The 25,224-nt window shown below is 68.9% G+C and carries 20 protein-coding genes; 11 read left to right on the forward strand and 9 right to left on the reverse strand.

Annotation, left to right across the window (positions count from 1 at the left end):
• Window positions 1–64 precede the first annotated feature (64 nt).
• Entirely contained in the window at window positions 65–517 is a 453-nt protein-coding gene (locus ACGF5U_RS13890) for a GNAT family N-acetyltransferase (RefSeq protein WP_392710395.1), read from the forward strand.
• An 18-nt stretch (window positions 518–535) separates the two neighbouring features.
• Here the strand turns inward: ACGF5U_RS13890 and ACGF5U_RS13895 are convergent, their stop codons facing one another.
• Complete coding sequence (locus tag ACGF5U_RS13895; protein WP_392710397.1) at window positions 536–1,918, reverse strand: serine hydrolase domain-containing protein; 1,383 nt, start codon at window positions 1,916–1,918, stop codon at window positions 536–538.
• Between the two features lie 87 nt (window positions 1,919–2,005).
• Here ACGF5U_RS13895 and ACGF5U_RS13900 point away from each other — a divergent pair, with 87 nt between their 5' ends.
• Complete coding sequence (locus tag ACGF5U_RS13900; protein WP_392710398.1) at window positions 2,006–2,809, forward strand: alpha/beta fold hydrolase; 804 nt, start codon at window positions 2,006–2,008, stop codon at window positions 2,807–2,809.
• Window positions 2,810–2,832: 23 nt separating this feature from the next.
• On the opposite strand, the gene dnaB is transcribed toward ACGF5U_RS13900, so the two are convergent.
• Window positions 2,833–4,302 carry a replicative DNA helicase gene (dnaB, locus tag ACGF5U_RS13905; RefSeq protein ID WP_392710669.1) on the reverse strand — a complete coding sequence of 490 codons (1,470 nt, stop codon included), beginning with the start codon at window positions 4,300–4,302 and terminating at the stop codon, window positions 2,833–2,835.
• A 442-nt stretch (window positions 4,303–4,744) separates the two neighbouring features.
• Here dnaB and ACGF5U_RS13910 point away from each other — a divergent pair, with 442 nt between their 5' ends.
• Window positions 4,745–6,082: an MATE family efflux transporter gene (locus ACGF5U_RS13910; RefSeq protein ID WP_392710399.1), complete on the forward strand. Its 1,338-nt coding sequence runs from the start codon at window positions 4,745–4,747 to the stop codon at window positions 6,080–6,082.
• Window positions 6,083–6,262: 180 nt separating this feature from the next.
• On the opposite strand, the gene rplI is transcribed toward ACGF5U_RS13910, so the two are convergent.
• From rplI to rpsF, 4 genes are all read right to left on the reverse strand, one after another.
• Complete coding sequence (gene rplI, locus ACGF5U_RS13915) at window positions 6,263–6,709, reverse strand: 50S ribosomal protein L9 (RefSeq protein WP_392710401.1); 447 nt, start codon at window positions 6,707–6,709, stop codon at window positions 6,263–6,265.
• An 18-nt stretch (window positions 6,710–6,727) separates the two neighbouring features.
• Window positions 6,728–6,964 carry a 30S ribosomal protein S18 gene (rpsR, locus tag ACGF5U_RS13920; RefSeq protein WP_005315025.1) on the reverse strand — a complete coding sequence of 79 codons (237 nt, stop codon included), beginning with the start codon at window positions 6,962–6,964 and terminating at the stop codon, window positions 6,728–6,730.
• 70 nt (window positions 6,965–7,034) lie between these two features.
• Window positions 7,035–7,616, reverse strand: coding sequence for a single-stranded DNA-binding protein (locus tag ACGF5U_RS13925; protein ID WP_392710403.1), 582 nt, complete (start codon window positions 7,614–7,616; stop codon window positions 7,035–7,037).
• Between the two features lie 70 nt (window positions 7,617–7,686).
• Entirely contained in the window at window positions 7,687–7,977 is a 291-nt protein-coding gene (gene rpsF, locus ACGF5U_RS13930; protein ID WP_004950685.1) for a 30S ribosomal protein S6, read from the reverse strand.
• Window positions 7,978–8,250: 273 nt separating this feature from the next.
• Between rpsF and ACGF5U_RS13935 the strand changes: the two genes are divergently transcribed.
• The 3 genes from ACGF5U_RS13935 to ACGF5U_RS13945 all read left to right on the forward strand — a co-directional run bounded on the left by ACGF5U_RS13935 (window position 8,251) and on the right by ACGF5U_RS13945 (window position 10,920).
• Complete coding sequence (locus ACGF5U_RS13935; RefSeq protein ID WP_392710404.1) at window positions 8,251–8,565, forward strand: hypothetical protein; 315 nt, start codon at window positions 8,251–8,253, stop codon at window positions 8,563–8,565.
• A gap of 110 nt (window positions 8,566–8,675) precedes the next feature.
• Complete coding sequence (locus tag ACGF5U_RS13940; protein WP_392710405.1) at window positions 8,676–9,794, forward strand: lipid II:glycine glycyltransferase FemX; 1,119 nt, start codon at window positions 8,676–8,678, stop codon at window positions 9,792–9,794.
• 94 nt (window positions 9,795–9,888) lie between these two features.
• Window positions 9,889–10,920: an alanine racemase gene (locus tag ACGF5U_RS13945; protein WP_392710407.1), complete on the forward strand. Its 1,032-nt coding sequence runs from the start codon at window positions 9,889–9,891 to the stop codon at window positions 10,918–10,920.
• 37 nt (window positions 10,921–10,957) lie between these two features.
• Here the strand turns inward: ACGF5U_RS13945 and ACGF5U_RS13950 are convergent, their stop codons facing one another.
• Window positions 10,958–12,448: a glycosyltransferase family 87 protein gene (locus ACGF5U_RS13950; RefSeq protein ID WP_392710409.1), complete on the reverse strand. Its 1,491-nt coding sequence runs from the start codon at window positions 12,446–12,448 to the stop codon at window positions 10,958–10,960.
• 122 nt (window positions 12,449–12,570) lie between these two features.
• The gene (locus ACGF5U_RS13955; protein WP_392710410.1) at window positions 12,571–15,285 is read right to left on the reverse strand and encodes a transglycosylase domain-containing protein; all 2,715 of its coding nucleotides are present in this window, start codon (window positions 15,283–15,285) and stop codon (window positions 12,571–12,573) included.
• Window positions 15,286–15,670: 385 nt separating this feature from the next.
• Here ACGF5U_RS13955 and ACGF5U_RS13960 point away from each other — a divergent pair, with 385 nt between their 5' ends.
• The 3 genes from ACGF5U_RS13960 (at window position 15,671) to ACGF5U_RS13970 (ending at window position 18,835) form a co-directional block, all read left to right on the forward strand.
• The gene (locus ACGF5U_RS13960) at window positions 15,671–16,363 is read left to right on the forward strand and encodes a helix-turn-helix transcriptional regulator (protein ID WP_392710412.1); all 693 of its coding nucleotides are present in this window, start codon (window positions 15,671–15,673) and stop codon (window positions 16,361–16,363) included.
• A gap of 50 nt (window positions 16,364–16,413) precedes the next feature.
• Window positions 16,414–17,496 carry an inositol-3-phosphate synthase gene (locus ACGF5U_RS13965; RefSeq protein WP_392710413.1) on the forward strand — a complete coding sequence of 361 codons (1,083 nt, stop codon included), beginning with the start codon at window positions 16,414–16,416 and terminating at the stop codon, window positions 17,494–17,496.
• Between the two features lie 70 nt (window positions 17,497–17,566).
• Complete coding sequence (locus tag ACGF5U_RS13970; RefSeq protein ID WP_392710414.1) at window positions 17,567–18,835, forward strand: MFS transporter; 1,269 nt, start codon at window positions 17,567–17,569, stop codon at window positions 18,833–18,835.
• 88 nt (window positions 18,836–18,923) lie between these two features.
• Here the strand turns inward: ACGF5U_RS13970 and ACGF5U_RS13975 are convergent, their stop codons facing one another.
• Window positions 18,924–20,390, reverse strand: coding sequence for a CCA tRNA nucleotidyltransferase (locus tag ACGF5U_RS13975; protein WP_392710415.1), 1,467 nt, complete (start codon window positions 20,388–20,390; stop codon window positions 18,924–18,926).
• Between the two features lie 247 nt (window positions 20,391–20,637).
• Between ACGF5U_RS13975 and ACGF5U_RS13980 the strand changes: the two genes are divergently transcribed.
• Both ACGF5U_RS13980 and murJ read left to right on the forward strand, forming a co-directional pair.
• Window positions 20,638–22,935: a DUF6049 family protein gene (locus ACGF5U_RS13980; protein WP_392710416.1), complete on the forward strand. Its 2,298-nt coding sequence runs from the start codon at window positions 20,638–20,640 to the stop codon at window positions 22,933–22,935.
• Window positions 22,936–22,980: 45 nt separating this feature from the next.
• On the forward strand, window positions 22,981–25,182 hold the full coding sequence (gene murJ, locus ACGF5U_RS13985) for a murein biosynthesis integral membrane protein MurJ (protein ID WP_392710418.1): 2,202 nt from the start codon (window positions 22,981–22,983) through the stop codon (window positions 25,180–25,182).
• The last annotated feature ends 42 nt before the right edge of the window (window positions 25,183–25,224 follow it).

A 25,224-nucleotide genomic window follows, 5' to 3' on the forward strand; every position in this document is an offset into this window, starting at 1 on the left:
GCCGATCCCGAAGAACGCGCCGTGCGCGAGGGAGGCGACGACCCGGCGGGTAGCCTGCGGAGTCATGAACGATCTTGAGATACGCCCCGCCGGTCCCGCCGATATCCCGGCGATCGTGGCGATGCTCGCCGACGACCCCTTGGGCGCACAGCGGGAGTCGCCGGACGACCTCGCGCCGTACACCGCCGCCTTCGCAGAGCTCGCGGACGATCCTCGTCACCACCTGGTCGTCGCCGTGCGGAACGAGCAGGTGATCGGCACCCTGCACCTCACGATCCTGCCCGGACTCTCCCGGCGCGGCACGACCCGCTCGCTCATCGAGGCCGTACGGGTCCATGCCGACGCCCGGGGCAGCGGTCTCGGCACCGAGCTGATCACCTGGGCCATCGAGGAGTCACGCCGCCAAGGCAGTCGGCTGGTCCAGCTGACCTCGGATGCCGGCCGAACCGACGCCCACCGCTTCTACGAACGGCTCGGCTTCACGGCGTCACATGTGGGGTTCAAGCTGGCACTCTGACCTGTTTCACGTGAAACATCAGCGAAGGCCCCTCCAACCGGCCTCGTCCACACCGCCCGGCACGGCATCGCCCTGCTCATACGGTTCACGGGTAAAGACGAAAGACCCGAGATCCAGATGGCTCACGGACCCGTCCGCACGCCGCACGACCCGCAGGGTCTCGCCCGCGTAGTAGCCGTTGAGCCCCACCCACGTGCCGTCCGCCCGTGCCCGGAACCGCGACCCGCGTCCGGGGCCACGCAGAGGCTGAAGCTCCACGCCGCCTTCGGCACGGACGTGCAGCCCGAAGGCGTACGTCCCCCAGTACCACGGGCCGGTCAACTCCAGGACGGACGGCTCCACTTCAGGCAGCGGGCGCCACGGGTCCGGAAGGCGCGGCTCGGCGTCGGCGACGATCCGTACGAGGTCGGCGGCGACCGCCCCGGGCAGCGGACCGGACGTCGCGTTGGCCAGGGCAACCGCCACGACATCGTCCTCGGCGCTCAGCCACAGCGCGGCCACGAACCCGGGCAGTGAGCCGGAGTGCCCCACCATGGCGCGCCCGGCCCGGCGTATCACCTGCATACCCAGCCCATAGCCGCAGTCCCAGTCACCGTCCTCCGGCGGTACGGCCGGCGCCCGCATCTCGCGCACGGACTCCGCGTCCAGCACCCGATCGTCACCCCTGGCGAGGAACGAGCCGAACCGGCACAAGTCGGCAGCCGCGGACCAGAGTTGCCCGGCAGGAGCCATCAGCCCCAAGTCCTCCGAGGGCTCGGGCATCATCACGTCCGCCCACGGGTGCACCGCCCAACCACCGGCGTGCGGAGCGACAGGGTGATACGTCGTACGCCGCATTCCCAACGGCTCCAGGATCTCGGCGTGCAGCGCCTCCTCCCAGGACACCCCGCGCACGGCTGCCACCAGTGAACCCAGCAGTGTGTAGCCGGGGTTGGAGTAATGATGGCGCCGCCCGGCCGGATGCAGCCGCGGCTGCTCCCCCAGCACATCGGCGAGCTCGGGCCGCAGCGAGCCGGGAGTGCGCTCCCACCAGGGCGAAGGGCTCTCGGCGGCGATACCCGAGCTGTGCCCGAGGAGTTGAACCACCGTCACCTCGCCCACTCGCGTTCCGGGCAGATGCTTCTCCAGCGGGTCGTCCAGGGCGAGCAGCCCCTCGTTCCGCAGCCGCATCACCAGAACGGCGGTGAAGGTCTTGGTGATGGAGCCGATCCGGTACTGCGTATCCGCGTCCGGATCGTGCCCGTCGACACCACCGCGGGCTCCCGCCCACACCACCTCGCCCTCCCGGGCGACGGCCCCGACCAGCGAGGGTGCCCGCCCTTCGGCCTGCGCCACGGCGATCCGATGCGACAGAGCCCGTTCCGTGCCGGGAAGAAGCGATGCCGGAGAAGAGTGCGTCATACCCCTAGATCTACCTCATCACCGAGCCGGCCTCCGCTGTCGGCGTAACGTCGTGAGTTGTCGGCCGAACGGCGCAGACTTGTGCGCATGGCCGAGCTTCTCGCGAGATCCGCCGACGGCGCGCCCATCACCGCTCTCGACGACGGCAACGGGCCCACCCTGCTGTTCGTTCACTGGGGCGGTGGGGCCGCCACGTCCTGGGACGGCGTCACGCGGTCGCTGATCGACGACTTCCGGGTCGTGAGGGTCGCGCGCCGTATCTACGTCCCCGGGGCGAGCGTCCCGCCGGGCTACTCGATGGCCCGGGAAGCGGAGGACGTTCTGGCGATCGCCGGGCTTCTGGACCCGCCTGTGCTCCTGGTCGGACACTCCTCGGGCGCGGTCGCCGCGTTGGAAGCGGCTGTGCGAGCGCCCACGATGTGGGCAGGTCTGTGCCTCTACGATCCGCCGGTGCCCACCAGGACGCTGGTCGGAGCGGAGGCGGCCCGGCGGGCCCGCGAGGCTCTCGCCGCAGGCGATCCTCGTGAGGCGATGCGGATCCATCTGCGTGACATCGCCCGGGAACCCGCCGAACTGGTCGATCGGCTCATCGGGAACCCGCAGACCCTGGCCGCGCTCTCTCGCAAGGCGGCAGCGGGGTTCGCGGACATCGCCGCGATCGACGCGCTGGGAGTCGGCGTCGACCGATTCAGGCAGCTCGACGTGCCGACCACCCTGGTGGAGGGTGAGAGAAGCCCGGCCCACCTGCGGGAGCGACTGGCCGACCTCGCGGTCACCCTGCCCAACGCCCGAGTCGTCACCCTCGTCGGGCAAGGACACTCTGCCCACCTCTCAGCCCCCGACGCCCTGGCGGACGCGGTCCGGAAGGCGGCCGAGTGGGCCTTCGGCTGACGCCCCCACGGGACGCTGTCCGCTCAGGTCTGGGCCATGTCGACGAAGCGTGAGTAGTGGCCCTGGAAAGCCACCGTGATCGTGGCCGTCGGGCCGTTACGGTGCTTGGCGACGATCAGGTCGGCCTCACCGGCGCGGGGGGACTCCTTCTCGTAGGCGTCCTCGCGGTGCAGCAGGATCACCATGTCCGCGTCCTGCTCGATCGAGCCGGACTCTCGCAGGTCGGACACCATCGGCTTCTTGTCCGTACGCTGCTCGGGACCTCGGTTGAGCTGCGACAGGGCGATCACCGGGATCTCCAGCTCCTTCGCCAGGAGCTTCAGGTTTCGCGACATGTCGGAGACTTCCTGCTGGCGGCTCTCGGCGCGCTTGGAGCCACCCGACTGCATCAGCTGGAGATAGTCGATGACCACCAGCTTGAGGTTGTTGCGCTGCTTCAACCGTCGGCACTTCGCCCGGATCTCCATCATCGACAGGTTCGGCGAGTCGTCGATGTAGAGGGGCGCCTGCGATACATCGGGCATACGGCGTGCGAGCCGCGTCCAGTCCTCGTCCGTCATCGTGCCCGAGCGCATATGGTGCAGCGCCACCCGTGCCTCGGCCGACAGCAGACGCATCGCGATCTCGTTGCGGCCCATTTCAAGCGAGAAGATCACGCTGGGCAGGTTGTGCTTGATCGAGCACGCGCGGGCGAAGTCCAGTGCCAGCGTGGACTTACCCATGGCGGGACGCGCCGCGATCACGATCATCTGGCCGGGGTGCAGGCCGTTCGTCAGCGAATCGAAGTCCGTGAAGCCGGTCGGTACACCGGTCATCTCACCGCTGCGGGAGCCGATCGCCTCGATCTCGTCGAGCGCGCCTTCCATGATGTCGCCGAGCGGCAGGTAGTCCTCGCTCGTGCGCTGCTCGGTGACCGCGTAGATCTCGGCCTGCGCGGAGTTGACGATCTCGTCGACGTCTCCGTCGGCCGCGTATCCCATCTGCGTGATCTTGGTGCCGGCCTCCACGAGCCTGCGCAGCACCGCACGCTCGTGGACGATCTCCGCGTAGTAGGAGGCGTTGGCCGCGGTGGGCACCGACTGGACCAGGGTGTGCAGATAGGAGGCGCCGCCGACCCGGTTGATCTCGCCGCGCTTGGTGAGCTCGGCACCGACGGTGATCGGGTCTGCCGGCTCCCCCTTGGCGTAGAGGTCGAGGATCGCCTGGTAGATCGTTTCGTGCGCCGGCCGGTAGAAGTCATGGCCCTTGATGATCTCCACGACGTCCGCGATGGCGTCCTTGGAGAGGAGCATGCCGCCGAGCACGGACTGTTCGGCGTCGAGGTCCTGCGGAGGCACCCGCTCGAACCCGGCCGATCCGCTGTCCCACGGGCCGCTTTCGCTGCCCCGCTCGTGCTGCTCATCGCGGCCTCTGCCACGACCACGGCCCTCACCGCCGCGGCGGGAGACGGGCAGACGGTCGCCTGGGCCGCTGTCGGTCCACGGATCGTCCAAGGGCTCGGGAATGCTCACCGGCCCACCTCCTCCCGTCCGCTGTCGCGGACATCGCCGTGCCACTCTTTCTTACGCCACGGCTCTGACAAACAAGAGGCTGAACTCCGCTTCCGGCACGTCGGGCGCCGGACCACGTTAGGCCCGCGGGCACCGTCAGCCAATCTGGTTATCCACAGGGCCTGTGGGTGAAGACCCAGATGCTGTGGAGAACCCGCCGGAACCTGTGCACGGAACGGGGGACAGCCGTGTGGACAAACTCATAACCCCCTAGCCACAACCCGCCTGACCTGCTCTTTTTCCGTCCACCGGCTGTGGGGGAGAAAAACTTTCCCGACTGGATCAAGATCAGAACAAACGGCGCACACCCCGGGCCGGAAAGCTGACCACGGTAAGGACTGAAGGGGCCTTGCATCTCTTACCTGTGGACGATTAGATTGAGCGCATGACACAGGCCCCCATGGCATCGAAGAGCCTCCGCCGCCGACACGACCGCGAGATCGTCGCACTCGCCGTGCCGGCCTTCGGCGCCCTCGTCGCGGAGCCGCTCTTCGTGCTGGCCGACAGCGCCATCGTCGGTCACCTCGGGACCCCTCAGCTCGCCGGGCTGGGCATCGCCGCCACCCTGCTCGCCACCGCCGTGAGCGTCTTCGTGTTCCTCGCCTACGCCACGACCGCAGCCGTCGCACGCCGCGTCGGAGCGGGCGATCTGCCGGCCGCCATTCGCCAGGGCATGGACGGCATCTGGCTCGCCCTCCTCATCGGCGCCACCGTCATCGCCCTCACCCTCCCCACAGCACCATGGCTGGTACAGGTGTTCGGGGCCTCCGACACCGCCGCCCCGTACGCCACGACCTATCTGCGGATCTCCAGTCTGGGCATCCCCGCGATGCTCATCGTGCTGGCGGCCACCGGCGTCCTGCGCGGGCTACAGAACACCAGGACCCCGCTGTACGTCGCCATCGCCGGTTTCACCGCCAACGCGGCGCTCAACGTGCTGCTCGTCTACGGCGTCGGCCTCGGTATCGCCGGATCCGCCTGGGGCACGGTCATCGCCCAGTGCGGCATGGCCGCCGCCTACCTCGTCGTCGTGATCCGCGGAGCACGCCGCCACGGCGCGTCACTGCGACCCGACGCGGCGGGGATCCGGGCCAGCGCCCAGGCCGGGGCGCCCCTGCTGGTACGGACACTCTCACTCCGGGCCATCCTGCTGATCGCCACCGCCGTCGCCGCACGCCTCGGAGACACCGAGGTGGCAGGTCACCAGATCATCCTGTCCCTGTGGAGCCTCATGGCCTTCGCCCTGGACGCGATCGCCATCGCCGGTCAGGCCATCATCGGCCGCTACCTGGGCGCCGGAGACGCGGACGGCGCCCGGCAGGTCTGCCGCCGCATGGTGCAGTGGGGCATCCTCTCCGGTGTGGTGCTCGGCGCGCTCCTCATCCTGGCTCGGCCCCTCTTGCTCCCGGTCTTCACCAGCGACGGAACGGTGCACGACACCCTGCTGCCCGCGCTCCTGGTGGTGGCGCTCTCCCAGCCCATCGCCGGTGTCGTCTTCGTCCTGGACGGCGTACTGATGGGTGCCGGAGACGGGCCGTACCTCGCCTGGGCGATGGTGCTGACCCTGGCCGCGTTCACTCCGGTCGCGCTGCTCGTACCGCTCACCGGCGGCGGCCTGACCGCGCTGTGGTGGTCGATGACCTTGATGATGGTCGTGCGCATGCTGACCCTCTGGCTGCGGATGCGCTCCGGCCGCTGGATCGTCACCGGAGCCACCCGCTGAGCCCCGGTCCACGGTCGGCCACGTGCGGTCTGCGCCTGTTTCACGTGAAACAGTCCCTATGTCGTTTCACATGAAACATCAGGCTGTTTCACGTGAAACACGCCACGAGGGCCGCACCCGGAACGGGTGCGGCCCTCGCGTGCTGCTCTGCTGTACTGCTCTGCCTTGAGAACGCAGCGCTTAGGCGGCGACGACCTCGACGCCCAGCTTCGCGGCGACCTCGGGGTGCAGACGCACGGACACCTGGTGCGAGCCCAGGGTCTTGATCGGCGAACCGAGCTCGACACGGCGCTTGTCGACGTCCGGGCCACCCGCGGTCTTGATCGCCGAGGCGATGTCGGCCGGGGTCACGGAGCCGAAGAGACGACCGGCGTCGCCGGAGCGAACAGCCAGACGCACCTTGACGGCCTCGAGCTTGGCCTTGACCTCGTTGGCCTGCTCGATCGTCGCGATCTCGTGGATCTTGCGGGCGCGGCGGATCTGCGCCACGTCCTTCTCGCCACCCTTGGTCCAGCGGATCGCGAAACCACGCGGGACCAGGTAGTTGCGAGCGTAGCCGTCCTTGACCTCGACGACATCGCCAGCGGCACCGAGGCCGGAGACTTCCTGGGTGAGGATGATCTTCATGTGTCGGTCACCCTTCCCTTATCGCGCGGTGGACGTGTAGGGCAGCAGCGCCATCTCACGGCTGTTCTTGACGGCCGTGGCGACGTCACGCTGGTGCTGCGTGCAGTTGCCGGTCACGCGGCGGGCACGGATCTTGCCGCGGTCGGAAATGAACTTCCGCAGCATGTTCGTGTCCTTGTAGTCCACGTACGCGGTCTTGTCCTTGCAGAATGCGCAGACCTTCTTCTTCGGCTTGCGCACAGGCGGCTTCGCCATGGTGTATCTCCTGTGTGATCAAGAAGTGGGGTTACGAGCTCGCCCCGTGGGGTCCCGGAGGTCCGGGGCCCTAGAAGGGGGGCTCGTCCGAGTAGCCGCCGCCGCTGGAGCCGCCGCCCCAGCCGCCGCTTCCGCTGCCCTGCTGCTGGCCGCCGCTGGCCGGCGCGCTGGTCGCCCAGGGGTCGTCGGCGGGAGCGCCGCCACCCTGCTGGCCACCGCCCGGGGCTCCGCCCCAGTTGCTGCTGCCCTGCTGCTGGCCACCGCCGTAGCCACCCTGGCCGCCGCGACCGGTGGTCTTGGTGACCTTGGCCGTGGCGTTCTTGAGGCTGGGGCCGACTTCCTCGACGTCCAGCTCGTAGACCGTGCGCTTGACGCCCTCACGGTCCTCGTAGGACCGCTGCTTCAGCCGGCCCTGCACGACGACGCGCATGCCTCGCTGGAGCGACTCGGCGACGTTCTCCGCCGCCTGACGCCAGACCGAGCAGGTGAGGAAGAGGCTCTCGCCGTCCTTCCACTCATTGGTCTGGCGATCGAAGGTGCGGGGGGTGGACGCGACACGGAACTTCGCGACCGCCGCACCGGACGGGGTGAAGCGCAGCTCGGGGTCGTCGACAAGATTGCCGACGACCGTGATGACGGTCTCGCCTGCCATGGGGAACCTCTCGGCGGGATTGCTTCTGGCTGCTTGTGCTACTCGAACCCGATGACCTGTGAGCCGTGGCTCAGTGGGTCTCGGGGCGGAGGACCTTGGTCCGGAGGACCGACTCGTTCAGGTTCATCTGGCGGTCGAGCTCCTTGACGACCGCAGGCTCGGCCTGCAGGTCGATGACCGAGTAGATGCCCTCGGGCTTCTTCTTGATCTCGTAAGCGAGACGACGACGGCCCCAGGTGTCGACCTTCTCGACCTTTCCGTTGCCCTCACGGACGACGGAGAGGAAGTTCTCGATCAGCGGGGAGACAGCGCGCTCCTCGAGATCGGGGTCGAGGATGACCATCACCTCGTAGTGACGCATGTGGAACCCACCTCCTTTGGACTCAGCGGCCACGGTCGTTCCGTGGCAGGAGGGTCGTGATGCGTGCGCAACGGTATCCACGACCACTGACATTCACCCTCGTGGTGAGAGGGGTCCTGTTCTGGGCATGGGCAGACACCGGTGCAGACCGTACAGAGTACCCGCACAGCGGCTTCCGGTTGAAATCCGGTGGCCAGGGGACGCAATCTGTACACATCGGGTGCATGCGGCGCTACGATGCGCCGCCTTTCCGGCACAGCCAGGAGGTGCCTCATGGCTCAGGCATTCCAGCGTCATCCCTCCTCGTCCCTGTTCGCGACGGACGGCAAGCCCCATCCCCTCCAGGACACGCTGATGGCCGTGACCCTGGTCCTGGGGCTGCTCGCCTTCATCACGGCCCAGTTCCACAGCCTTCACCTGATCAGCTCCTGGTCGGGTCTGATCGGCATCATCACCGGCGCCTACGGCCAGTTCATCTCCGTGACGACCCGGGAGCGGACCCTGCTGATCATCGGTCTTGGCGCGGCCGCGATCGGCTTCTTCCTCGGAATGGCGCGCGGCGGGCTGTTCGGCGGCGTGCTGGGCTAGCCACTCCGGCCGTACGGGCAAGTCGGGGCGCTCCACGGTGCCAGTAGGCTTCGGCGCGAGAGCCGGAACCCCTGAACCGATGGGGACATACCTGCCGAGGAGCGCCCCGAATGAGCCTGACCCTGAGGACCATTACCCGTGAGCAGCATCTGGCGTACATCCAGAGCCTGCCCTCGGCGAGTCACTGCCAGGTTCCGGCATGGGCGGACGTGAAGACGGAGTGGCGCTCGGAGAACCTGGGCTGGTTCGACAAGGACGGTGAGCTGGTCGGTGTGGGCCTGGTGCTGTACCGCCAGCTGCCCAAGATCAAGCGCTACCTGGCGTATCTGCCCGAGGGCCCGGTGATCAACTGGTACGCGCCGAACCTGGACGACTGGCTGCAGCCGATGCTCCAGCACCTGAAGAACCAGGGTGCGTTCTCGGTGAAGATGGGCCCGCCGGTCGTCATCCGCCGCTGGGACGCCCCCTCCATCAAGTCCGGCATCCAGGACCCGGAGGTCAAGCGGCTGCGGGACGTCCAGGCCACGCACATCGAGCCGCGGGCCTTCGAGGTGTCGGACCGGCTGCGGAAGATGGGCTGGCAGCAGGGCGAGGACGGCGGTGCCGGCTTCGGCGACGTCCAGCCGCGCTACGTCTACCAGGTGCCGCTGGCGAACCGTTCCCTGGACGAGGTCCTCAAGGGCTTCAACCAGCTGTGGCGGCGCAACATCAAGAAGGCGGAGAAGGCGGGTGTCGAGGTCGTCCAGGGCGGCTACGACGACCTGGCCGAGTGGCAGCGGCTGTACGAGATCACCGCCGTCCGCGACCGTTTCCGGCCGCGCCCGCTGTCGTACTTCCAGCGCATGTGGACGGTCCTCAACCAGGAGGACCCGAACCGGATGCGGCTGTACTTCGCGCGTCACAACGGCGTGAACCTGTCGGCCGCGACGATGCTCGTCGTCGGCGGACACGTCTGGTACTCGTACGGGGCGTCCGACAACATCGGCCGTGAGGTCCGCCCGTCGAACGCGATGCAGTGGCGGATGCTCCGCGATGCCTACGCCATGGGCGCGACCGTGTACGACCTGCGCGGCATCTCGGACTCCCTCGACGAGACCGACCACCTGTTCGGCTTGATCCAGTTCAAGGTGGGCACCGGCGGCGAGGCCGTCGAGTACATCGGCGAATGGGACTTCCCGCTGAACAAACTGCTGCACAAGGCTCTGGACATCTACATGTCCCGGCGCTGACGGTTCCGTAACCTCGTACACACGTCCTCGTACACGTCTTCGCTCTCCGCGGTAGCCGCTTCTGCCGCGGCCACAGAAAGGTTCCGGACCGGCCATGGCGCTCTCCCTGTATGTCGACACCGCTCGCTGGCGGGCGCACCAGAAGTCCGTGATCGACCAGTTCCCGGGTCTGGTGCCGGTCTGCAAGGGCAACGGCTACGGCTTCGGCCATGAGCGTCTGGCGGAGGAGGTGGCCCGCTTCGGTGCCGACATGCTGGCCGTGGGCACCACCTACGAGGCCGCGAAGATCAAGGACTGGTTCGGCGCCGACCTGCTCGTCCTGACCCCGTTCCGGCGGGGCGAGGAACCGGTTCCGCTGCCGGACCGGGTCATCCGGTCCGTGTCCTCGGTGGACGGCGTGCACGCCCTGGTCGGCGCGCGGGTGGTCATCGAGTGCATGAGCTCGATGAAGCGGCACGGCATCGCCGAGCACGAGCTGAGCCAGCTGCACTCGGCCATCGAGGACGTACGCCTGGAGGGCTTCGCCCTGCATCTGCCGCTGGACCGCACGGACGGCTCCGACGCCGTCGAGGAGGTCATCGGCTGGATGGACCGGCTGCGCGCCGCCCGGCTGCCGCTGCACACGATGTTCGTCAGCCATCTGCGGGCCGAGGAACTGGCCCGGCTCCAGCAGCAGTTCCCGCAGACGCGCTTCCGGGCGCGGATCGGTACGCGGCTGTGGCTCGGCGACCACGAGGCGACCGAGTACCGGGGCTCGGTCCTGGACGTCACCCGGGTGGCCAAGGGTGACCGGTTCGGCTACCGGCAGCAGCGGGCCGCCTCGGACGGCTGGCTGGTCGTCGTGGCCGGCGGTACGTCGCACGGTGTGGGCCTGGAGGCGCCGAAGGCGATGCACGGCGTGATGCCGCGCGCCAAGGGTGTCGCACGGGCGGGCCTGGCGACGGTCAACCGCAACCTGTCGCCGTTCGTGTGGGCGGGCAAGCAGCGCTGGTTCGCCGAGCCCCCGCACATGCAGGTGTCGATCCTGTTCGTCCCGGCCGACGCGCAGGAGCCGAAGGTCGGCGACGAACTGGTCGCGCATCTGCGGCACACCACGACCCAGTTCGACCGGCTCGTCGACCGGTAGGTCGCCACTCCGGCGGGCGGCGCCCCCGGCGGCGCCGTCAGTCGCGTGCGGTGCCCCACTCCACGCGCGCCCGGCCGGCCTCGGCCGCTTCCCGGGCGTCGTCCTCGGGCCGCTGGGCCGCCCTGCCGACGGCGAAGACGTCCTCAGCGCCGTCCAGGACGCCTCCGGAGGGGTCGTCCGCCCCGTCCCGGCGTACAGGGTCCCGTTCGGGCAGCAGAGCGTCGCGTACGACCATCGCGCACAGGTAGAGCGTTCCGGCCAGGTGCAGGGCGATCGCGACCTGGTAGCCCTCGGGCGGCAGCCCCTGCTTGTGGTCGGAGGTGATGTACAGCAGGTACATCCAGATGCCGAGGAAGTACATGACCTCGCAGGCCTGCCACACCAGGAAGTCCCGCCAGCGCGGCCGGGCGAGTGCGGCCAGCGGGATCAGCCACAGGACGTACTGCGGCGAGTACACCTTGTTGGTGAGGATGAACGCGGCGACCACGAGGAAGGCGAGCTGTGCGAAGCGCGGACGGCGCGGTGCGGCCAGCGCCAGCGCGGCGATCCCGGCGCAGGCGGCGACCATGAGCAGGCTCGCCCAGGTGTTGACCACCTCGACCTTGATGCCCTCGCCGGTGCGCTGCGTGATGATCAGCCAGAAGGAGCCGAAGTCGACGTTGCGTTCCTGGCTGAAGGTGTAGAACTTCTTCCAGCCCTCCGGCGCCACCAGCATCACGGGCAGGTTCACCAGGAGCCACGAGCCCGCCGTGCCCAGCAGCGCCGTGCCGAACTCGCGCCACTTCCAGGCCCGCCAGCACAGCACGAGCAGCGGGCCGAGCAGGAGCACCGGGTAGAGCTTGGCGGCCGTGGCGAGGCCCAGGAGGATCCCGAAGGCGAGGGAGCGGCCCCTGGACCACATCAGCATGGCGGCCGCCGTCAGGGCGATGGCGAGCAGGTCCCAGTTGATCGTGGCGGTGAGGACGAAGGCGGGCGCGAGGGCGACCAGCAGGGCGTCCCAGGGGCGGTTCCGGTGGGTGCGGGCGACGCAGACGGCGATGACCGCGGTGCAGATCATCAGCATGCCCGCGTTGACGAGCCAGTAGATCTGCTCCCGGTACTGCAGATCGCCGCCGCCCGGTGTCAGCCAGGCCGCCACCTGCATGAACAGTCCGGTGAGCACCGGGTACTCCAGGTACTGCATATCGCCGCCGAGCCGGTCGACGTAGGGCACCAGCCCCTCGGCGAAGCCCCGTCCGACGAACAGGTGCGGGATGTCGGAGTAGCAGGCGTGGGTGTACTGCGAGCTGGCGCCGCGGAACCACGCCCAGTTGTAGCAGGGCAGCTTCTGCACCATGCCCAGGGCGAACATCCCGATCGCCGTGAGCGCGACCACCCGTACGGGGGTCAGCGGGCCCCTGCCGAGCCGTGCCCAGCGGCCGATGGGGCCGCCGATGAGCTCGCTGCCGGCGGCCGCGACCTCGTCCCGCCGGGTGGGCTGCACGACCGGCCGGTCCTGGGGGGCACTTGTCTTCTGTGGGCTCGGCATGGGGGACATCCTGCCGTACGGGTCTGTGGATACGGCGAGGGCCGCCGCACCTCGTACGCACGTGATGTACGTACGGGGTGCGGCGGCCCTGGGCGGCGAGCGCGCCCGGTGGCGGTGCGGCGCTAGCCGTCCATTCCGCCGAACCAGCCCGCGCCGCCGTCGCCGCCGTTGCCGTTCCCGTTGCCGTTGCCGCCGGTGGGCGGTGTCGGGCTGCTGGTGACGTCGCCGGTCGTCCCGCCGGTATCGGTACCTCCGGTGTCCGTGCCACCGGTATCGGTGCCACCCGAGTCGGTGCCGCCGGTGCTGTCGCAGTCCCAGTCGAACGCGCCGCAGGACTTGTCCGGCTTCGGCGTCTTGCCCGGCGGGGTCCGCGACGGGGTGCCCGACGGCGTCTGCGAGGGCGACTCGGACGGCGAGTCCGAGGGCGTCGGCTCCGGGCTCTTCGCACCGCCGCCGTACACGGGCTCGGCGTCCAGGGACTCGGGCTCGGGGAAGGACTTGACCGGCTCGTCCTTGAGCGCGTCCGACATGTACTTCTGCCAGATCTCGGACGGGAACGACGCTCCGTGGATCTTCTTCTGACCGCCGGTGCCGAACATCTCCAGGAACTTGCGGTCCTTGTTGTTGGCGTCGTCGTCCAGCCGGTACATGTCGATGGCCGTCGACAGCTGCGGGGTGTAGCCCACGAACCAGGCGGACTTGTTGCCGTCGGTGGTACCGGTCTTGCCGGCCACGTCACGGCCCGGGATGCGGGCGTTCTTGCCGGTGCCCTTCTCCACGACGTCCTTCAGCACATCCGTGATGTTGCTCGAGATGGCGCTGGAGAACGGCCGCTTCGTCTTGACCTTGTGCTCGAAGACGACCGTCCCCTTCTTGAGGACCTTGGTGACCGAGTACGGGTCGTGCTGCTCGCCGTTGGCGGCGAAGGTCGCGTACGAGGCGGCCATGCGGATCGCGCTCGGGTCAGAGATACCGATCGAGAACGACGGGACGTTGCCCTTGGCCAGGCTGCTCTCCAGCAGTCCGGCGTCCACGGCGGCCTGCCGCACCTGCGGGATGCCGACGTCCATGCCCAGCTGCACGAACGGCGAGTTCGCGGAGTGGATCATCGCCTCGCGGAGGTCGATGTCCTTGTAGTTGTAGTCGCCGTCGTTGACCTGGAGCCACTCCTTGCCGTTCTCGTCCTTCCAGACACTGCCGTCGTACTTACGGATCTTCAGCTTGTTCTTGCCGCTGTAGATGGCGGTGTCGGGGTCGATGAGCGTCCGGGACTCGGGCCCCTGCTCCTCGCCCTTGCCCGGGTCGCGGACCCCGTCCCGCATCGCCGCGGCCAGCACGAACGGCTTGAACGTCGAACCGACCTGGGCACCGGTCTGGTCGGCGTTGTTCGTGAAGTGCTTGGTGGCGTCGGAGCCGCCGTAGATGGCGACGATCTTGCCGTCCGCCGGATCGATCGAGGCGCCGCCGAACTGGACGTGGGTGTCCTTGTCGGGCCGTTCCTTGGGGTCGATGTTCCTGTCGTAGATCTCCTTCACGGCCTTTTCGAGCTTCTGGACCTTCTTCTTGTCGAAGGTCGTGTGAATCTCGAAGCCGCCCTTGGAGAGCTGCTCCGCCGTGATTCCACGGTCGTTGTTGTTGATGAAGAACGCCTTGGCCAGGTCGACCAGGTAACCGACCTGGCCGCTCAGCTGCGCCTGCTTCTTCGGCGGCTGGATCTTCGGCAGGGCGGTGTACTTGGCCCGCTCGTCGGCCGGGAGGTGGCCGTCGTTGACCATCTCGTCGAGGATCCACTTCCACCGCTTGGTGGCCGCCGCTGTGTTGGCCTTCGCCGTGGCGCGGGGGTCGATCTCGGTGGCGCCTGCCGGGTCGAAGTAGGTGGCGCCCTTCAGCAGTGTCGCGAGGAACGCGCACTCGTCCGGCTTGAGGTCCTTGGCGTCCTTCGAGAAGTACGTCCGCGCCGCGGCCTGGATGCCGTAGGCCCCGCGCCCGTAGTAGGAGGTGTTCAGGTAGCCCGACATGATCTCGTGCTTCTCCAGGTCGTTGTTGACCCTGATGGAGATGAACAGCTCCTTGAACTTGCGGCTCAGCGTCTGGCGCTGGTCGTCGAGGCGCGCGTTCTTCACGTACTGCTGGGTGATGGTGGAGCCGCCCTGGGTCTGCTGACCCATCGCCATGTTGAACAGGGCGCGCCCGATGCCCATCGGGTCGATGCCGGAGTCCTCGCGGAACGTCTTGTTCTCCGCCGAGATCACCGCGTTCTGCATCGCCATCGGGATGTTCTCGAACGAGATGATCTGGCGGTTGACCTCACCGCCGGTCGCGGCCATCTGGGAGCCGTCGGCCCAGTAGTAGACGTTGTTCTCGGCCGTGGCGGTCTTGGCCGGGTCGGGGACCTCCACCATCGCGTACGCGAGGGTGGCCCCACCCATGAGCGCGGCCATGAAGGCGACGAAGAGGCCCGTGACGAGCTTCCAGGAGGGCACCCAGCGGCGCCAGCCGTACTTGTCGTGACGCGGATAGTCGATCAGGCGCTTCTTACCGGGCCGGTCGCCGCGGCCGCCGTCGTAGCCGCCTCCGCCGGCGCGGCGTCCGCCGCCGTGACCGCCGGCACCTCCCGCGCCGTCGGCGGCGCGGCGACGGCCGCCCCGCTGGGCGGCTCGACGGGCCTCGGCCCTGCCGCCGTACGGGCGCTCGTCGCCGTACGACTCCGAAGGGGACCCTGTACTGACTGCCCGGCCCTGGGCCGACCGGCGCCCCGGGGGCTGCTGGGCGGCTCGCCTGGCCGCGGCACGTCCGCCGCCTTGCGGCTGCGGCGGTTTGCGACGGTGCTCGCTCATCGAACGACTACTCCTCGGGCAGGCGAGAACGCCTGGAAGCGGCAGCTGAGTTCCGGTCCCCCCGAAATCGATACGGATGTGCCCTCCGGAAGGCTCATCCGCCATGCACCCGAGACGATGACGCTCACTGGCGTCACGCGGTTCCCGGTGGTCTGCATGCCGCACAGACTACGCACGCTCAAACCCCCCCTAGGACCGAAGTTCACCCCAAATCGGGCAACTCGCCTACTGCGAATTGGGGATGTGACGCCGGTCACCATCCCTCCACTTGTCGCGACTGACAGGCCGTTCTATCGTCGGGATGTATCGAGTCGATACATCAGTACGGCATAAGGTCGACGCGTCGGCACGGCGCACGGTACGGACACGGTGAGGGAGGCAGCCCATGAGCAGGCGCTCCGGCATCCTCGAATTCGCCGTACTCGGCCTGCTCCGCGAAGCCCCCATGCACGGGTACGAGCTGCGCAAACGGCTCAACACGTCCCTCGGGATCTTCCGTGCTTTCAGCTACGGCACCCTCTATCCGTGTCTGAAGACGCTGGTCGCCAACGGCTGGCTGATCGAGGAACCGGGCAGCGCGCCGGAGGACGCCATCGCGGCGTCGCTCTCCGGCCGCCGAGCCAAGATCGTCTACCGGTTGACGGCGGAGGGTAAGGAGCACTTCGAGGAGCTCCTCTCCCACACCGGCCCGGACACCTGGGAGGACGAGCACTTCGCGGCCCGCTTCGCCTTCTTCGGACAGACGGAGCGAGAGGTGCGGATGCGCGTGCTGGAGGGCCGCCGCAGCCGGCTGGAGGAGCGTCTGGAGAAGATGCGTGCCTCCCTGGCCCGTACCCGCGAGCGCCTGGACGACTACACGCTTGAGCTGCAGCGGCACGGAATGGAGTCCGTGGAGCGCGAAGTGCGCTGGCTGAACGAGCTCATCGAGAGCGAGCGGGCGGGGCGGGATCAGCGACGATCCGGCTCCGAGGCCCCTGAGGGGCCCGCTCAGCAGGACAACACATCTGGAGAAACGGGCGGCCTGCCCCGGCACGGGGGCAGTACCCGGCCGGATCCGTCCGACGACACCACCAAGTGAAACCCTGCCAACCGCAGGGCTTCGTCGAGAACACACAGGGAGCAACCGGAATGGGTTCGGTTCGCGTAGCCATCGTCGGCGTGGGCAACTGCGCCGCCTCGCTGGTGCAGGGCGTCGAGTACTACAAGGACGCCGACCCGGCGGCCAAGGTGCCGGGTCTGATGCACGTGCAGTTCGGCGAGTACCACGTCCGGGACGTCGAGTTCGTCGCCGCCTTCGACGTCGACGCGAAGAAGGTCGGCCTCGACCTCGCGGACGCCATCGGCGCGAGCGAGAACAACACCATCAAGATCTGCGACGTGCCGAACACCGGTGTGACGGTCCAGCGCGGTCACACCCTCGACGGTCTGGGCAAGTACTACCGCCAGACCATCGAGGAGTCCGCCGAGGCCCCGGTCGACATCGTCCAGGTCCTCAAGGACAAGCAGGTCGACGTTCTCGTCTGCTATCTGCCGGTGGGCTCCGAGGAGGCGGCGAAGTTCTACGCCCAGTGCGCCATCGACGCCAAGGTCGCCTTCGTCAACGCCCTCCCGGTCTTCATCGCCGGCACCAAGGAGTGGGCGGACAAGTTCACCGAGGCCGGCGTCCCGATCGTCGGTGACGACATCAAGTCGCAGGTGGGTGCCACCATCACGCACCGCGTCATGGCGAAGCTCTTCGAGGACCGGGGTGTCATCCTCGACCGCACGATGCAGCTCAACGTCGGCGGCAACATGGACTTCAAGAACATGCTCGAGCGTGAGCGCCTGGAGTCCAAGAAGATCTCCAAGACGCAGGCCGTCACCTCCCAGATCCCCGACCGGGACCTGGGTGAGAACAACGTCCACATCGGCCCGTCCGACTACGTGGCCTGGCTGGACGACCGCAAGTGGGCGTACGTCCGCCTGGAGGGCCGCGCCTTCGGTGACGTCCCGCTGAACCTCGAGTACAAGCTCGAGGTGTGGGACTCCCCGAACTCGGCGGGTGTCATCATCGACGCCCTGCGCGCAGCGAAGATCGCCAAGGACCGCGGTATCGGCGGCCCGATCCTCTCCGCGTCCTCGTACTTCATGAAGTCCCCGCCGGTCCAGTACTTCGACGACCAGGCCCGTGAGAACGTCGAGAAGTTCATCAAGGGCGAGGTCGAGCGCTAGTCGCTCCGGCTCACCGAGGGTCCCCGTGGCAGCCGCCCGGGGACCCTCGCCGTATGTGACGCTTGCTCCCATGCCTGTCGTACGTGATCTGCGCGTACTCCTGCGCCTGAGGAACTTCCGCCGTCTGCTCGCCGTACGGCTGCTGTCGCAGGGCGCCGACGGTGTCTACCAGGTCGCGCTGGCCACCTATGTCGTCTTCTCACCCGAGAGGCAGACCAGCCCGGCGGCGATCGCCTCCGCGATGGCCGTGCTGCTGCTGCCGTACTCCCTCATCGGACCGTTCGCGGGCGTTCTGCTCGACCGCTGGCAGCGCCGACAGGTCTTCCTGTACGGCAATGTGCTGCGTGCCGTGCTGGCCGCCGGCACGGCGCTGCTCATCCTCGCGTCCGTACCGGACTGGCTCTTCTACGCGTCGGCCCTCTCCGTCACGGCCGTCAACCGCTTCATCCTCGCCGGGCTCTCCGCATCGCTTCCCCGTGTCGTCGACGCCGACCGCCTCGTCATGGCGAACTCGGTGTCGCCCACCGCCGGCACCCTCGCCGCCACAGCGGGGGGTGGGGCGGCCTTCGGTGTGCGTCTGGTGGCCTCCGACTCGGACGCCGTCGTCGTGCTGGTCGGTGCGGGTCTGTATCTCTGCTCCGCGCTGGCCGCACTGCGCATGGACCGAGGACTGCTGGGCCCGGACCCGGAGCAGGTGCAGCCCCGGCTGGGTGCCGCCCTCGCTTCGACGGCCCGTGGGCTTCGCAGCGGGCTCCGGCATCTCGCGGAGCGGCGGGCAGCCGCGCGTGCCCTGGCCGCCATGACGCTGACGCGCTTCTGCTACGGCGCCCTCACGGTGATGGTGCTGATGCTGAGCCGGTACGCCTGGACGTCCACGCCCTCGGAGGGCTTGGCCCTGCTCGGGCTGGCCGTCGGCGTCTCGGGCGCCGGATTCTTCGCCGCCGCCGTGCTGTCGCCGTGGGGGGTGGGACGGTTCGGCCCCTACGGCTGGATGGCGGTCTGCACCGGATCGGCAGCGGTACTGGAACCCGCACTCGGCCTTCCCTTCACGCCGGGCACCATCCTGGTCGCCGCGTTCCTGCTGGGCCTCATCACCCAGGGCACGAAGATCGCCACGGATACGGCAGTGCAGATCGCGGTGGACGACGCCTATCGCGGTCGGGTGTTCTCCCTCTACGACGTGCTGTTCAACGTCGCCTTCGTCGCCGCGGCGGGCGTAGCCGCGCTGATGCTGCCACCGGACGGCCGGTCGGTGCCCCTGGTCCTCATGGTCGCCACGCTCTACGCCACGGCCTCTCTGGCCCTCTTCTCCTGGAGGCGGCGGGACGCTCTGCCGTAGCGACGCGAGGGGGGCGGTGTTTCACGTGAAACACCGCCCCCGTCGTTCACCGGTCGATGTTTCACGTGAAACACCGGTCCGACGCACCTCAGCCCTGTGACGCCCACCATTCCTTGAGCGCGGCCACAGCGGCGTCATGCTCCATCGGACCGTTCTCCAGGCGCAGCTCCAGCAGGAACTTGTATGCCTGGCCCACCGCCGGGCCCGGGCGGATGCCCAGGATCTCCTGGATCTGGTTGCCGTCCAGGTCCGGCCGGATGGCGTCCAGCTCCTCCTGCTCCTTGAGCTGGGCGATACGCGCCTCAAGCCCGTCATAGGTACGGGAGAGGGTGGCGGCCTTGCGCTTGTTCCGGGTCGTGCAGTCGGAGCGGGTCAGCTTGTGCAGCCGACTGAGCAGGGGTCCCGCATCGCGTACATAGCGCCGTACCGCGGAGTCGGTCCACTCGCCGGCCCCGTAGCCGTGGAACCGCAGGTGCAGCTCCACAAGCCGCGAGACGTCCTTGATCAGGTCGTTGGAGTACTTCAGCGCGGTCATGCGCTTCTTGGTCATCTTCGCGCCCACCACCTCGTGGTGATGGAAGGAGACCCGCCCGTCGGGCTCGAAGCGCCGGGTGCGCGGCTTGCCGATGTCATGGAGCAGCGCGGCCAGCCGCAGAGTCAGATCGGGACCGTCCTCTTCGAGGTCGATGGCCTGCTCCAGCACGATCAGGGAGTGCTCGTAGACGTCCTTGTGCCGGTGGTGCTCATCGCTCTCCAGTCGCAGCGCCGGCAGCTCTGGCAGCACGCGGTCCGCGAGACCGGTGTCGACGAGCAGACCCAGGCCCTTGCGCGGGTGCGCGGAGATGATCAGCTTGTTGAGTTCGTCCCGCACGCGTTCGGCGGAGACGATGTCGATCCGGTCGGCCATCTCCTTCATCGCCGAGACGACCTCGGGCGCCACCTCGAAGTCCAGCTGCGCGGCGAACCTGGCGGCCCTCATCATGCGGAGCGGATCGTCGGAGAAGGACTCCTCGGGGGTGCCGGGGGTGCGCAGCACACGCTCCGCGAGGTCCTCGAGGCCGCCGTGCGGGTCGATGAACTCCTTCTCCGGCAGCGCGACGGCCATCGCGTTGACGGTGAAGTCCCGGCGTACGAGGTCCTCCTCGATGGAGTCGCCGTAGGACACCTCGGGCTTGCGCGACGTCCGGTCGTACGCCTCGGAGCGGTAGGTCGTGATCTCGATCTGGAAGGACTGCTCGACGTCCCCGACGCGGGCCTGCTTCTGCGACCCGACGGTGCCGAAGGCGATTCCGACGTCCCACACGGAGTCCGCCCACGGCCGGACGATCTTCAGCACGTCCTCGGGCCTGGCGTCGGTGGTGAAGTCCAGATCATTGCCGAGCCGGCCGAGCAGCGCGTCGCGTACCGATCCGCCGACCAGGGCGAGGGTGAATCCCGCCTCCTGGAAACGGCGCGCGAGATCGTCGGCGACGGGGGAGACGCGCAGCAGCTCGCTGACCGCGCGGCGCTGCACCTGGCTCAGTGCTGTCGGGGTGTCTTCGTTGGCGTTCGGCACAACAGAACAGGGTACGTGCCCCGGCCGCGGGGAGCGTCCCCGATTTTCGCGGTCTGCGCCACGCTCCATCCGATCCCGCGGCACGTTCCATCCGATCCCGCGGCACGCTTCGACCGGTTTCGCGGCACACTTCTCCGATCTTGTGAAGCACTCCGCAGCACTTAGCCACGGCGCATCTCGTTACCATGCGTGGACGCAGGACCCGAGCACCACCAACGGCAACAGACGACGAGGGACGGACGAACGCGTGGCCGAGGCGGCAGAATTCCAGGGCACCCGTCCCGCTCCTGCCCACCGGTGGCTGCGTCGTACAGCCTCCGCCCTCGTGGGCCTGCCGCTCCTGGCCGGTCTGCTGCACGGGCCACTCGCCCCTGCCGCCTACGCGGACGACAAGCCGACCGGTTCCCGCACCGTCGATGTGTCGCTGAACACGCTCAGCCCCAGCGCTCCGGTGGAGGGCGACACCCTCAGGGTCACCGGCACGGTGACCAATGAGGGCGAGGAATCCGTCACCGAGGCGCAGGTGGACGTACGCCTGGGCGGCCGCCTGCCCAATCGGCACGCCATCGACAGGGCCGCCGAGCGCTCGGGCTTCTCCCAGGGCGCGGACGGCAGGGCACTCGGCGGCACGTACACGGTGAAGATCCCGAAGATCCCGGCCGGTGCCACCAAGGAGTTCACCCTCGCCGTGCCGGTCGACAAGCTGGGCCTCGACGACGAGGGCGTCTACCAGTTCGGTGTCTCCCTGTCGGGCCGGACGCCGAGCGCCCCGCACCAGGTGCTGGGCATCGAGCGGACCTTCCTGCCCTGGCAGCCCGAGGCCACCGCGAAGAAGACGCAGCTCACGATCGTGTGGCCGTTGATCTCGACGGCGCATCTCTCCGCCCAGACCGGTTCGGACGATCAGCAGACGCCCGTCTTCGAGAGCGACGCGCTGGCGGCCGAGCTCGCCCCGGGCGGTCGGCTGGAGCGGATGGTGTCCCTCGGCGCGGAGCTGCCTGTCACCTGGGTGATCGACCCCGATCTGCTGGCCACGGTCGACGCGATGACGCGCAGCTACAGCGTCAAGGAGGGAACGGGGACCGTTCCCGGCCGGAACCAGGCCGTCGCCAAGCAGTGGCTCAGCACGCTGGACAAGGCGGTCCAGGGCGGCAAGGTGGTCGCGCTGCCGTACGCCGATCCCGACCTGGCGTCCCTCGCCCATCGCGGCCGGGCGGTCTCCGGTTCGCTCAGCCACCTCCAGCGGGCCACCGAGGTCGCCGAGTCCACCGTGGAGACCATCCTGCATGTGAAGCCGTCGACGGACTTCGCCTGGCCCGTGAACGGCGCGGTCGACCCGTCGATCATCGATGTGGCCACCTCGGCGGGTGCCGACAAGGTGATCGCCCGCGCTGACAGCATGAAGGACGGCCTGCCCTACACGCCCACTGCCGCCCGGCCCATCGGCGGCGGCACGACCGCCGTCGTCACCGACACGGCGCTCTCCACCGTCTTCGAGAACGACATGATCGGCGCGGGTGCCTCCACGCTGGCCGTGCAGCGGTTCCTCGCCCACGCACTGGCCGTCACCCAGGAGCAGCCCGGCAACCAGCGCAGCGTCGTCGTCGCGCCGCAGCGGATGCCCACGGCGGCCCAGGCTCAGTCCATGGCGACCGCGTTCGGTACGCCGGCCCTCCAGCGCTGGACGCAGCCCCTCGACCTGATCGCCGCGGCGGCGGCCGAGCCTGACAGCCGGGCCACGAACACCGTCCCGCGCGGCAGCCGCTACCCGAAGGAGCTGCGCCGGCAGGAGCTGCCCGTCGAGGTGTTCCGCGAGGTCGGCACCACCCAGGGCACGCTCGACAACTTCAAGGTGATCCTCACCGCCGCCTACCGCGTGGTGACGCCGTTCGGCAACGCGATCAACCGGGAGATGTCGACCTCCTGGCGTGGCCGGCCCGAGCAGGCCCTCGCCTACCGGGAGGACGTGCTCGGCCATCTGAAGAGCCTCACCGGCGAGGTGCAGCTCATCGACAAGTCGGACCTGACCCTCTCCGGACGCAGCGCGACCATCCCGGTGACCGTGCAGAACAAGCTGCTGCAGGGGGTCGACCGACTGGTGCTCCGGCTCACCTCGACGAAGCCGACCCGTCTGAAGCTCAACGGCGGTGACGCCGTCGCCGAGCTGCCCATCAAGATCGACGGCGGGCACAGCCAGTCGGTGAAGTTCACCGCGTCCGCCAACGCCAACGGCCCGGTCCCGATGACGGCACAGCTGTTCACCACGGACGGCAGGCCGTACGGGAAGCCCATGAGCTTCACTGTGAAGGTCTCGGAGATCACCTCGACGGTGATGCTGGTCATCGCCGGCGGTGTGCTGCTTCTCGTCCTCGCGGGCGTCAGGATGTACACCCAGCGGAAGCGCGCGGCGGCGCGTGAGGCGGCCGGCGAGGAGTCGGCACCGACTGCGGACAGCGACGGGCCGGACCAGCCGAGTGACCCTGTGCCACACACCGGACCGCAAAGCACGGACCCGTCCGGCCCGGGTGAGAAAGTGGACCGTTGAGCGATGTCGTGGCCGGTCGGCCGGGGACGATGAGGTGGGGTAACCATGAACGCGCCGTACGACGGTGACCGCGGCCAGGCCGCGGGCGGCGGCCACGCGCCTTCCGGCGGGACGCCCCAGGCAGACCCCGTGCCGGGGCAGACGCCCCCTCCCGGGACGACGCCCGCCCCTGACCCGTACGTCCAGGACCCGTACGTCCAGGACGCCTACCAGCAGGACCCCTACCAGGCGCGGGATCTCTCCGCCCAGGACCCGGTGGGCGAGGCGCTCTACGACCGGGCGGCCCACCCGCCGCCACCGCCCGGCACGTACGAGGAGCTGCGGCCGCTGTACCAGCAGCCCGCCTCCCCTCAGTACGGGCCGGATCCGCGTGTGTGGGCCCAGACCCCTCCACCCGAGCCCGACGGGCCGTCCCGGCACCTCCCCTACGGTGACGACGCCAGGACCGTGCAGTTCACCGGCGTCGACGACCTGGTGACGCGGGCGGGTGAGGAACAGCCCGGCCCGGACGCCTTCGCCCATCTCTACCGGGACCAGCAGATGCAGGGGCAGGCTCCGGCCCCCGCTCCCGAGCCGGTCGCCGCACCGGTGCCGCCGCCCCCGCCGAAGAAGTCGGGCGGCCGTGCCTCCGGTCTGCTGAAGTCCAGCGCCGTGATGGCGGCGGGCACCCTCGTCTCCCGGCTCACGGGCTTCCTGCGGAGCCTGGTCATCACCGGCGCGCTCGGTGCGGCGCTGCTCGGTGACGCCTACACCGTCGCCTACACGCTGCCGACGATGATCTACATCCTGACCATCGGCGGCGGCCTGAACTCGGTGTTCGTTCCGCAGCTGGTCCGCTCGATGAAGAACGACGCGGACGGTGGCGAGGCCTACGCCAACCGGCTGCTGACGCTCGTGATGGTCGCCCTGGGGTTGATCGTCGGGATCGCGGTGCTCGCGGCTCCGCTGCTGGTGCGCGCCATGTCGCCGACCATCGCGGACGACGCGGCCGCCAACAGCGTCGCCGTCACCTTCGCCCGCTACTGCCTGCCCACGATCTTCTTCATGGGTGTGCACGTGGTGATGGGTCAGATCCTCAACGCCCGTGAGCGGTTCGGCGCGATGATGTGGACCCCGGTCCTCAACAACATCGTCATGATCGTCACGTTCGGCCTCTTCATCTGGGTCTACGGCACCTCCGCCGAATCGCAGATGGGCGTGCAGACCATCCCGGACGAGGGCATCCGCCTCCTGGGCGTCGGTACGCTGCTCGGTCTGGTCGTGCAGGCGCTGGCGATGATCCCGTACCTCCGCGAGGCCGGTTTCCGCTTCCGTCCCCGCTTCGACTGGAAGGGCCACGGGCTCGGCAAGACGGTCAAACTCGCCAAGTGGACCGTCCTGTTCGTGCTCGCGAACCAGGCGGGTGTCGTCGTGGTCACGCAGCTCGCCACGGCGGCGGGCAAGGCGTCGGGCAAGGACGGCGCGGGCATCCTGGCGTACTCCAACGCGCAGCTCATCTGGGGCATGCCTCAGGCCATCATCACCGTCTCCGTGATGGCCGCACTGCTGCCGCGCATCTCCCGGGCCGCCCACGACAACGACCCCGGCGCGGTCCGCGACGACATCTCGCAGGGCCTGCGGAACTCCGCCGTCGCCATCGTCCCCGTCGCCTTCACGTTCCTGGCGCTCGGGGTGCCGATGTGCACGCTGCTCTACGCGTCCAGCGGCACCGAGGCCGCCCGCAGCATGGGCTTCATCCTGATGGCGTTCGGACTCGGTCTGATCCCGTACTCGGTGCAGTACGTGGTCCTGCGCGGCTTCTACGCCTACGAGGACACCCGGACGCCGTTCTACAACACCGTGATCGTGGCCGCCGTCAACGCGGCGGGGTCCGCGGTCTGTTACGTCGTCCTGCCCGCCCGGTGGGCCGTCGTCGGCATGGCGGGCGCCTACGGTCTCGCCTACGTCGTCGGTGTCGGTGTCGCCTGGCGCCGGCTGCGCAACCGGCTGGGCGGCGACCTGGACGGCTCCCATGTCCTGCGTACGTACGCCAGGCTCTCCATGGCGTCCCTGCCCGCCGCTGTCGTCGCCGGCGCCGTCGGCTTCGGCCTGCTGTCGCTGCTCGGTGACAGCGCTTTCGGCTCTCTGGTGGCCCTGTTCGCCGGGGCGGTCGTCCTGCTCGGTCTGTTCTTCGTCGCTGCGAAGAAGATGCGTATCGAGGAGCTGAACGCCTTGGTCGGCATGGTCCGCGGGCGCCTCGGCCGCTAGAAACAGGGCTGTCGCACAACCATCACCGGCCACCGCGTGTCG

It is taken from the genome of Streptomyces sp. NPDC047886 (genome assembly GCF_043204435.1).
In the GTDB taxonomy this organism is placed as follows: Bacteria; Actinomycetota; Actinomycetes; order Streptomycetales; family Streptomycetaceae; genus Streptomyces.

What these genes read in the sequence shown, in the direction of transcription:
- ACGF5U_RS13890 (WP_392710395.1), top strand. Translation starts at nt 65, where the DNA reads ATGAACGATCTTGAGATACGCCCCGCCGGTCCCGCCGATATCCCGGCG.
- ACGF5U_RS13895 (WP_392710397.1), bottom strand. Translation starts at nt 1,918, where the DNA reads ATGACGCACTCTTCTCCGGCATCGCTTCTTCCCGGCACGGAACGGGCT.
- ACGF5U_RS13900 (WP_392710398.1), top strand. Translation starts at nt 2,006, where the DNA reads ATGGCCGAGCTTCTCGCGAGATCCGCCGACGGCGCGCCCATCACCGCT.
- ACGF5U_RS13910 (WP_392710399.1), top strand. Translation starts at nt 4,745, where the DNA reads ATGACACAGGCCCCCATGGCATCGAAGAGCCTCCGCCGCCGACACGAC.
- rplI (WP_392710401.1), bottom strand. Translation starts at nt 6,709, where the DNA reads ATGAAGATCATCCTCACCCAGGAAGTCTCCGGCCTCGGTGCCGCTGGC.
- rpsR (WP_005315025.1), bottom strand. Translation starts at nt 6,964, where the DNA reads ATGGCGAAGCCGCCTGTGCGCAAGCCGAAGAAGAAGGTCTGCGCATTC.
- ACGF5U_RS13925 (WP_392710403.1), bottom strand. Translation starts at nt 7,616, where the DNA reads ATGGCAGGCGAGACCGTCATCACGGTCGTCGGCAATCTTGTCGACGAC.
- rpsF (WP_004950685.1), bottom strand. Translation starts at nt 7,977, where the DNA reads ATGCGTCACTACGAGGTGATGGTCATCCTCGACCCCGATCTCGAGGAG.
- ACGF5U_RS13935 (WP_392710404.1), top strand. Translation starts at nt 8,251, where the DNA reads ATGGCTCAGGCATTCCAGCGTCATCCCTCCTCGTCCCTGTTCGCGACG.
- ACGF5U_RS13940 (WP_392710405.1), top strand. Translation starts at nt 8,676, where the DNA reads ATGAGCCTGACCCTGAGGACCATTACCCGTGAGCAGCATCTGGCGTAC.
- ACGF5U_RS13945 (WP_392710407.1), top strand. Translation starts at nt 9,889, where the DNA reads ATGGCGCTCTCCCTGTATGTCGACACCGCTCGCTGGCGGGCGCACCAG.
- ACGF5U_RS13950 (WP_392710409.1), bottom strand. Translation starts at nt 12,448, where the DNA reads ATGCCGAGCCCACAGAAGACAAGTGCCCCCCAGGACCGGCCGGTCGTG.
- ACGF5U_RS13955 (WP_392710410.1), bottom strand. Translation starts at nt 15,285, where the DNA reads ATGAGCGAGCACCGTCGCAAACCGCCGCAGCCGCAAGGCGGCGGACGT.
- ACGF5U_RS13960 (WP_392710412.1), top strand. Translation starts at nt 15,671, where the DNA reads ATGAGCAGGCGCTCCGGCATCCTCGAATTCGCCGTACTCGGCCTGCTC.
- ACGF5U_RS13965 (WP_392710413.1), top strand. Translation starts at nt 16,414, where the DNA reads ATGGGTTCGGTTCGCGTAGCCATCGTCGGCGTGGGCAACTGCGCCGCC.
- ACGF5U_RS13970 (WP_392710414.1), top strand. Translation starts at nt 17,567, where the DNA reads ATGCCTGTCGTACGTGATCTGCGCGTACTCCTGCGCCTGAGGAACTTC.
- murJ (WP_392710418.1), top strand. Translation starts at nt 22,981, where the DNA reads ATGAACGCGCCGTACGACGGTGACCGCGGCCAGGCCGCGGGCGGCGGC.